We start from the raw sequence: 4,863 nt of genomic DNA, 5'->3' as shown, positions 1-4,863 counted from the left end.
GGCAAAAATATTAAAATGACTGAGAAAGAAATTCAAAATTATATATGGGAAAATAGGGAAGATTGGACTGAACTTCTCTCTAAAATTGAATTCCCAAAGAAAATTGAGATTGAAAACCCTTCTCACCTCACACCTTCTCAAGCTACTTTTAATATGATAGTTACTCAATATGAGAAGTATTATAATTCATTATATGATTTGGAATTAATTGGTTGTGAAGTGCCTCTTAAAAAGAATTCAGATTCAACTATTAGGGCAGATTTCCTTGGAGTACTTGGCGGAAGAAATGGTTTGACTGTAGTAGAACTAAAAAAAAGCAAACAAACCGAGAGACAAGCATATACTGAATTACTTGCTTATGGAAGCCATCTAAAAACATTATTCTCACCTATGAGTAAAATGGACATTGCTTATGTTCTAATTTCACCAATGGAAGAAAGAATTGTTAGGGAGGCTACTATAAACTCAATTTTATACGACAAAACAAATGTTATCGCAATGATTCCAAAATGGGAAGATGATGATATTAAGACTCTTGTCTTAGAACCTTGGATTCCGACATTCGAAGAAATTGATAGTTTAACAACATCGTGCTTCTCAGGGAGTAATTTTGATGTTTTTAAGGTTACTTGGGATGCACTAGAAGGTGATTGGAGTCCAGAGGAAGATGGTGAAGATCCAGACCAAAATATGATTGATAAAATGAACTCTGTTTCTGCCTATGCAGCCCAAATAATGGAAGCTAAAGGAATTCACGGCTTTGTTTACACAATGCAAAATTGGTCAGAAACAAAAGATATAGGGCGTTTAATAAATGCTATTGTTATTGGGGGGATTAATCCATACAAAGCAACCAAGAATAGAGTTTTAACAACTAAATATGACCTTAAACAAAATCAAGCTGACGAGGTATTAATTGATTACTTTGATATATACGAGATAATTCCTGAATTAAAACGTGAAGATAAAGCTGAAGGTGATTACCAACCAAATCATTTAAGTGACTTATCAATGACTTGGGATAATGAGATTTCGGGGATTTGTTTTGACATTGTTAAAACACTCACAAAAAGTCTTGATAAGGATTGGATTGAAACAAGCTATGGTGGATTTGATTGGGAGCGATATCAAAAAAATTCTATGGAGGACTCATATTGCCATAATTTTAAAATGAGAGTAACAGGTTTAATTCGGGAATTATTTTTTGAGTACTCTAAAATGGACTATGACTTCATCAGAAAAAATGGAGAAAAAGACCATATGCAATATTGGAGCGGAGATATTCCAAATTATTTAGTTGACATATCTACTCATCAATATTATCTAAGGAATTTTATTCTAAGATTATTCAATCCATATTTTGAATTTATGGACAATATTGAAGGTGATAAAGAAGAATAAAATACTATTGCCAACACCGGCTAAACTTCATGCGGGTTTAATGCTTACTTCAAAGTTTTGTGTATATTTACTAAGTCGCCAAATCTTGTTGATTTGGCTTTGTGAAACCAAAAGAAACAAAACCAAACAAAAAGCTTCGGCTTAGTCCGTGTTCGAAAATCTTGTCGATTTTCTTCCCGCACAAAGCCTAGCCAAAACCGTTAGCACCAATTTGAGAAAAAACGAATGAAAAAAATATTTGGAACTTTAATTGTGATTCTAATATCACAAATTGGATTTAGTCAAGATTATCAATCTGAATTTCAGAAATACTGTGAAACAAATGACACAGTAAACCAATTGAACACTTTGAAAAAATGGCAATCTGAAAACCCAAAAGATGCTGAACTTTTTACGAGTTATTTCAATTATCATTTTATGAAATCTCGTCAAGAAGTTCTAGCTTTGACTACTGACCAACCAAATGGCGAGAGTCTTGTTTTAAAAGATAGTTTAAATCAAAACGCCGGATTTTTAGGAAGTCAAATTCACTACAATCAAACGGAATTACAAAAAGGACTTGATAAAATTGACGAAGGAATTAAACTTTACCCAAATCGACTTGATATGAGATTTGGTAAAATTTATGCACTCGGACAAATTCCTGACTGGGAAAATTTCACATCAGAAATTCTAAAAACTATAGAGTTTTCATCCAAAAATAGAAATCAATGGACTTGGACTAATAACGAAAAACATAATGGTGGAGAAAAAGAGTTTCTATTGGATATTCAAAACTACCAATTACAGTTGTATAACACAGGAAATGATGACTTACTAAAAAATATGCGTGAAATAGCGAATAAGGTTTTGGAATTTTATCCAAATCATATTGAGAGTTTGTCAAATTTATCAATTACATATTTGCTTACTGGAGAATATGACAAAGGAATTGAACCTCTTTTGAGAGCTGAAAAAATAAACCCAAAAGATTATATTGTGCTTGGGAATATTGCTCAAGGTTACAAACTGAAAGGTGACAAGAAAAAGGCTGTCGAATATTATGAAAAAACAGCTGAATTTGGAGATGAAAGAACAAAGGAATATGCTAAACAACAAATAGCTGAATTAAAACAATAAAAACTGGTGCTAACAATGGCTATAAGTAATTGCTTCTTCTCGCCTACTTCTGAAAATCCTCGCGGATTTTCAGTTTGGTGTGTACTTGCAAAGTAAAGTGCTAAACCACGCAACTACTCATAGCCGAGACCGTTGTAAAGCATTAGAACGAAAATCAGAATATGAAGAAAAATCCGAAGTTATTTTCAATCTTAATCACTTTAATTGTTTCTGCAATTTTAGGATATATTGAAATTGGAATATTTAAAGAATATGGTTGGACTGTATTTCTTGTAATACCTTTTATAATTGGATTTCTTCCTGCGTTTATAAATGGAAAACTGACAGAAACATCAAAAAGTAAAAGCCTTCAATTGAGTTTCTTAACTCTTGGAATAGTTTTAATCGGACTTTTAGTATTTGCAATAGAGGGAATGATTTGCATTGCAATGTCTTTACCTTTAATTGCTTTACTTGTTTGGCTTGGGTTCCTATCTCGGATTTAAAGTGAATACTGGAAAATGGACAAATCCAACAAATACTACAATTGGACTTTTTGTTATCTGCATTAGTTCAATGAGTTTTGACTATATCAATGAATCTGAAAACTTAATTCCTGTAAGAACAAAAGTTATTGTTAATTCAAATATTGAGAATGTTTGGAAAAACGTTGTGACTTTTGATAAAATAGATGAACCAACTGACTGGATTTTTAAAACTGGAATTTCATATCCGACAGACGCAACAATTAAAGGAACTGGAATTGGAGCAATAAGATATTGTAATTTTACAACTGGAAGTTTTGTAGAACCAATCACAACTTGGAACGAACCGAATTTATTACAATTTGACGTAAAAGAACAACCAATTCCTATGAATGAATTTAATCCATTTTGGGAAATTCATCCGCCACATTTAGATGGCTATTTCAAGTCATATAAAGGTCAATTTAAACTAACCAAAATCGGAGAAAATAAAACGGAATTAGAAGGAACGACTTGGTACAAAGTAGATATTACACCAGAAATTTACTGGAAAACTTGGTCTGACTTTATAATTCACAGAATACATAAACGAGTATTGAATCATATAAAAATAGAAACTGAAAACAAATAACGTTTTACAACACCGTATATAATTTTTTGCTTGGTTCTAGCCTACTTACGAAAATCCTCGCGGATTTTCTATTCGGTTTTTATTTGTTAACTTAGTTGCTTAACCACGCAACAAACCATATACAAACACGTTGCCAAACATTTTAAAAATGAAAAAAAACAGATTTATATCTAAGTTTGAAAATAAATCAAACTCCGATTTAAATGAAATAATTTCAAATAAAAAAAAATATACAGAAGAAGCTCTTGAAGCTGCTGAACAATTATTAAAGTATCGTAAAACAGTAAAAACAACGGTAAAAGAAAAAACTGAGAATATTCAAAATACTGAAACAAAATTTATTCCAGAAAAAGATGAGTATGAATTCAGATACTCATTTATACACAAACTCATTATTCTTTTAACAATATTATTCTTTATATATTTAGGTTATTCAGGCTTGAAAAATGGGAATAACAATTCTTTCCTATTTATACTATTTGCAATTGTAATAATAGCTTTGAATTATAAATTGATAAAAAATAGACCTGAAATAGTAATTAGTAGAAATGGAATTTGGACAAATAAATTGGGTAAAAAACAATGGAATGAAATAGACTCAATTGTTGTTGAAAATAAAAATTTTATTAAATATTTTAGTAAATACATCAATGATAATTTATTTATATATTTAATTGGAGATCAAAAAACTTCACCTTCTGAAACAATTGATTTAAGAGGTATATCTAACAAAAAAACATTACGTCAATTATGTAAATATTATCTTGAAAACAAAGACACTCTTAAATATGAGAAAAATACTTTTGTTCATGGAAGTACTATTTATGATACAGAAAATCAATTAGAATCCTATAAAAAATCATATCCGAAAATTATCTTAATTGTTATTATATCCTCATTTGTATTTCCAATCATCGATAAATTTTGGGACAATGGCTTTGTATTAATTGAAAAATATGGTTATACAAAGTCTGTTGTTATATCATTATTAGGGTTTTCATCTATATATTTCATTTCTTATTTACGAATGTATTATAAATCAAAAAAATAAAAAACGTTAGGCAACACCGGCTAAACTTCATGCGGGTTTTGTGCTTACTTCAAAGTTTTGTGTATATTTACTAAGTCGCCAAATCTTGTTGATTTGGCTTAGTAAAACTAAAAGATACAAATCCAAACAAAAAGCTTCGGCTTAGTCCGTGTTCGAAAATCTGGCCGATTTTCTTCCCGCACAAAGCCTAGCCAAAA

General features: G+C 30.4%; 5 protein-coding genes. All 5 read left to right on the top strand.

Annotated features, from left to right (window positions below):
- Positions 1–1,401: hypothetical protein (locus tag FS85_RS0110705; RefSeq protein ID WP_010136273.1), on the top strand; the 1,401-nt coding region annotated here is incomplete at its 5' end.
- Between the two features lie 225 nt (positions 1,402–1,626).
- The gene (locus FS85_RS0110700) at positions 1,627–2,520 is read left to right on the top strand and encodes a tetratricopeptide repeat protein (protein WP_010136271.1); all 894 of its coding nucleotides are present in this window, start codon (positions 1,627–1,629) and stop codon (positions 2,518–2,520) included.
- Between the two features lie 161 nt (positions 2,521–2,681).
- On the top strand, positions 2,682–3,005 hold the full coding sequence (locus tag FS85_RS0110695; protein ID WP_029489414.1) for a hypothetical protein: 324 nt from the start codon (positions 2,682–2,684) through the stop codon (positions 3,003–3,005).
- Position 3,006: 1 nt separating this feature from the next.
- Entirely contained in the window at positions 3,007–3,615 is a 609-nt protein-coding gene (locus tag FS85_RS0110690) for an SRPBCC family protein (protein WP_139062194.1), read from the top strand.
- 148 nt (positions 3,616–3,763) lie between these two features.
- Positions 3,764–4,666, top strand: a complete 903-nt coding sequence (locus FS85_RS0110685; protein WP_010136269.1) for a hypothetical protein — start codon at positions 3,764–3,766, stop codon at positions 4,664–4,666.
- The last annotated feature ends 197 nt before the right edge of the window (positions 4,667–4,863 follow it).

Origin of the sequence: Ochrovirga pacifica (assembly GCF_000220525.1) — a bacterium.
In the GTDB taxonomy this organism is placed as follows: domain Bacteria; phylum Bacteroidota; class Bacteroidia; order Flavobacteriales; family Flavobacteriaceae; genus Ochrovirga; species Ochrovirga pacifica.
This window is presented reverse-complemented; position numbering and strand designations above follow the sequence as displayed.